The 4469-nt window shown below is 36.8% G+C and carries 3 protein-coding genes and 1 pseudogene; all 4 read right to left on the bottom strand.

What is annotated here, in order from left to right; translation table 11 throughout:
* Positions 1-277 precede the first annotated feature (277 nt).
* The 4 genes and pseudogenes from NZ519_12515 to NZ519_12500 all read right to left on the bottom strand — a co-directional run bounded on the left by NZ519_12515 (position 278) and on the right by NZ519_12500 (position 4469).
* Positions 278-1219, bottom strand: coding sequence for a class I SAM-dependent methyltransferase (locus NZ519_12515; GenBank protein MCS7029577.1), 942 nt, complete (start codon positions 1217-1219; stop codon positions 278-280).
* Positions 1220-1240: 21 nt separating this feature from the next.
* Positions 1241-2164, bottom strand: a complete 924-nt coding sequence (locus tag NZ519_12510; GenBank protein ID MCS7029576.1) for a glycosyltransferase family 2 protein — start codon at positions 2162-2164, stop codon at positions 1241-1243.
* A 235-nt stretch (positions 2165-2399) separates the two neighbouring features.
* Entirely contained in the window at positions 2400-3860 is a 1461-nt protein-coding gene (locus tag NZ519_12505; protein ID MCS7029575.1) for a hypothetical protein, read from the bottom strand.
* Between the two features lie 176 nt (positions 3861-4036).
* Positions 4037-4469: pseudogene (locus tag NZ519_12500) on the bottom strand (N-acetylneuraminate synthase family protein).

Here is a 4469-nt window from a genome sequence, read left to right as displayed (position 1 = left end):
AACACTTGGTTCATTTCTTTACGAAATTCTCGGAAATCAAAACCTATATTATAACCGTGTATGAACAAATTTTCCTGTATTTTCCAAACCGGACGAGCTTTAGGTTCCTAGAGTGGCAGCAATCAAGTTAGTCCAATTAGCATCATAAGCTCCATACCGACGGCTCATTCTAAATAAACCTTTAATCTAAGCTGGAATATAAACTCCTTGGGAACCCCAATACAAGCATATCCGCCCTGTTTTTTTCTTCCTTAAGCTAACCTTTAACACTTCGGCTTCATAATTTTTCTAAAATAACAAGTAAAGTGTGTCCATAAAATATTTTTCTCAATCCTAATCTTAAAAGTAAACTTACTGGACTTAATGTGTACCGATTAGCTACCAGCCGAGCCGTAGATTTATTCATATTTAGATTATGCATGAGCCAATTTCTACTATAAGCTACTGTGAACCAGTCAACATGATACGGTTGAAGAGGCTCTGTCATTAAATACTTGACTGTTACAGGTAGTATATTAGGCAAATAGTTGAAAACTGTCTTAGTCCAGTGAGACATGTGATGTGGCGGTTGATCTAGTAGATTTTCATAATTCGGATCAATATGGCGCAGAACACCCCGATTTGGTACTGAAAGAATTAATTTTCCTTTTGATCGAAGCAGTTCTAGGGCACTCTCAAGGAATTTAATAGGTTCTGGTAAATGTTCAAGGACTTGAAATGTACAGACAGCATCATATTTTTGAGCAGGATATTGCTTAATAAAGTCATCAATTAGTAGTGGATAAATTGTCAAACCTAGTTTCTGGGCATTTTGAATTGCTTCTGGATTGATCTCCATTCCTTCAATATCAATACCTTTTTCTTTAGAGAGTAGCAAAAAACCTGCTCCACCAATGCCTACTTCAAGAACTTTTGCCTGTGGTTTGATATGGTTTAGGGCGGCATGAAACTCCCACTTATCAGCCATATAATAAAATGGGAATTTTTGCAGTTTCTGATATAAGGAACCGTCACCAGCAGCTTCACTAGGGGTGTACCATTCAAAACCAGTATCTAAGCATCGCCAATGAAAAATTTTTTTTATTGAAATAAAATCACAAGATAAATCAATACCAAACGTATTGTGCCATTTATTGCCAATCTGTTCGGTGGATATTTCTCTTACACAGATTGTATTCGATTTTTTTGTTATTGGTGATTTAGGAGTTAATAAAGTCATGTTTTTATGTTTTCATTTTCATTAAAAAAGTAGAACTTTTCTTGCTAATTTTCTATGTAAATGAATTAGTGAATAGGGAAAACGCATATATTTGCCGCCAAAATGTTCATAAAAGGTGTAGCGATCGCTATCAACATTAATAGTAACCTCTTTTGGATGCTTAATTTTACCCAGAGGAAAAACTGGCATATTTGCATGGATGTTATCTGTCGAGCTTGTATGGTTGGCATCTGCACCAAAACCAATATTGCTCACGAGGTTTACATTCGGCGTAGCTGTTAATCCCCAATGATACCAAACACAAGCCGTCCATTGATAGTCCCAAGTATTGATTTTGCCTTGATAAACCTGATCAAAAATTTGTTCCCAGTATTTTCGTTCAATAGGGTCAGGTGTTTTTCTCTGCCAATCTAATGACTTTTTCCAGTGAGGCCAAAATGACATATCCACTTGATACTTCTCCCAAGCACGTCTCCAGGTTGCCCACCCCCAACAGTGGTTATATTTAGAAAAGTAATAGGATGTATCCCCCCGATGTTGACCATCTTGAAAATTATTCCCCGTAATTACCCAGACGCGCTCGTCATTACTATAGTAATCAAGTAACTCTTCACAGAATCGGAAAAAATCAGGATGAGGTAAACAGTCGTCTTCTAGGATAATCCCTTGCTTTTCATGTTCAAAAAACCAAGTGATAGCACTACTCACTGCCATTTTACACCCTAGATTTTTTTCTCTAAAAAGAGTCTTGACTTCACAAGGCCAATCTACTTGTGTAGCAATTTTTCGCACTTGGGTAACTTTCTCCGCTTCCCCTTCTCGCTCTGATCTTGGGCCATCAGCCGCTACGTAGAGCCTTGGTGGCTGAGCTTGGCGAATAGCATCAAAGACCTGCTGAGTCGTGTGTGGTCGATTAAATACTAAAAACAATACAGGGCTGTCCATTTAACTCCTCATAATTAAGTGATTCAGGTGCTGAAACAAGTCCGCTCCTAAGATGAAGGGGAGGAACATTTCTCAAGTAAAGAGCGTATTATCGTCATTTCAATTTAGGTTGCAACACTTCCCCTCATCCCAACCCCAGAGAGGGCTAGAGGCATTTCCCCTTCTGATCTGGAATAATAGCAAACATATAATTTGTTTTTTACTTGCTACTTCACGAGTGTATAGCCCAATTGGCTTAATATCTAGTAAGTACCTTGGCTAAATTATTACTTTTATTTATTATAGTGCGTTTTAACCAACGTATCCATCCTTTATAATATGATAATTCAATTCCCATAAACAAACCACTAAATAAAGAAGTTGGCTCATAATACTTATACAATTCTCCGTGCGTCATAAAGTAAAAACCATAAGGCAAAGCATTTTCTGAAGGCAAGCTTGGTAAATTTTTATTCTCGATTAACTCTATCAACTCAGATAAAGAGTTTGGTTCGTATGTACAACCAAATCCTCGATAATTTGAATCACCAAGCAAAATAGATGGCTTACCAAAATAGGCAGCTTCTATTCCCATTGTTGAACCATAGGAAAGAACTACGTCAGCAGAATCGGCTAAAGCATAGGAATCGACAGAAGAATCTGCTTTAATTGTTAATACATTTGCCCCAGTTAAGTTATCCCACCAGTCACGTTCTTTTTTCGACTTTTCTCGTAAATGTGGATGAACTCGAATAACTAGTTCTGTATCTGGTTGTGAAGACACCCATTTAATTAGAAAAATAATTGCATCGCGTTGAGATTTAAATAACGATTGCTCAATCATATCATCATCAATCGAAGCAAATTCATCATCACTAGATGAAAAGTAAACTAAACGTCTTTGTAATCGACGTTTTGGGAAATTCCCTTTTTCTTGAGCGTCAGTAAAACTCTTCCAAGAAATACCATCACCCATTCTTTTTCTTTCAAAAAAACTTTGGGCAACTATCTTGCGATCTTGACCTCCTTTTTGCCAGCTTTCTCTGATAAGCTGGCGAATGTAAGCAAAGTTATGACAAGACTGACTATATAAAGAGAATCTGCGATAGTCAGCCCCTCGCTCATGAATAATAAGAGGAATTTTTAGATGCTTGCATACTTCAGAAATTGGTTTACTACAGGCAAAGCGATTATTGAATGTAATGACTGTAGTTGGATTGTAATGCTTAATAATTTGATAGGCTACTTCGTAAGTAAACGCTGAAGCCCTCATATACCGCCTCAGCAAAGACCTATATAAATTCACATCAACATATGGATCCTTTATACGCGATATTAGTGACGAGGCTATCCCTAAACCCAATCTTGCATTTTTGTATGTTAATTTTTTTAATTCTTCGAGGTTATCAAATTGAGATAATGTAAATAATCGAATTTCTTTTATAGTATTTTTAGATAACTTTACAGGCTTAATAATGTGAATATTTTGCTGAGATAATATCCTGGCTATTTGCTCAAACTTATGCCGATTACTAGCACCAAGCAAAACATTTCTCAAAGTCAAAGGAATTTCGCAATCTGGATTATCACAATCTATGTAACTAAAAGCTGTTATCTTACCCTTTCTAGCTTCTCTGATAGCTATTTCTCCAGCAGTTTCCAAATGAGGTGTAGAAGTAAATGATTCAATCACTAAAATTTCAACAATTTTACTCATAACTTTTTTATGCAAAAAGTATATTCTACTCGTTAAATAAGCTTATCTAACTAAAACAAAAAAAGCAAAAAATAGTTAGTTAGTCTATCTAAATTGTTAAATCCATGATTATTTAAAGATTTTCACTCTACAATTCACTAACCCTTTCTTGCTCACTTCAACAGCTCATTTCTCATTCACTTCAACAGCTCAAAAGACAAAGAGGTTCCCGCTTTAATATCTTTCTTCACAGCCAAACCTAGCAGTCTAAGTACTTCGGGGACAAGCCTTAGCCTGGGCGAATTGCTCTGACATTCTCAGTCGTCAATACCTTCCCAGCTTTCCTATCATAAGCCACGTATAAACTACGCCTAAATACTAAAGATTTTTTCTCAACTTCAATTGAGCCATATTGAACCTCACCTAAAGCTTGCCAAGCTCTTTCAGATTCTTCCATAAGGAGTGTCATTTCTTCGGGTTCCATTGAGAAAGCGGAATCTACGCCTCAGACGCAGGATGCTTTTCAATCACCGTAGTACCTAGGGCGATACTGGCAACGGCTGCACCAATGCCTATTGTGTGAGCGCATAGAGCAATTTTTACCCCAAAAAGTTCCCGTAAATGAGGAAT

It is taken from the genome of Bacteroidia bacterium, assembly GCA_025056095.1.
In the GTDB taxonomy this organism is placed as follows: Bacteria; Bacteroidota; Bacteroidia; order JANWVE01; family JANWVE01; genus JANWVE01.
This window is presented reverse-complemented; position numbering and strand designations above follow the sequence as displayed.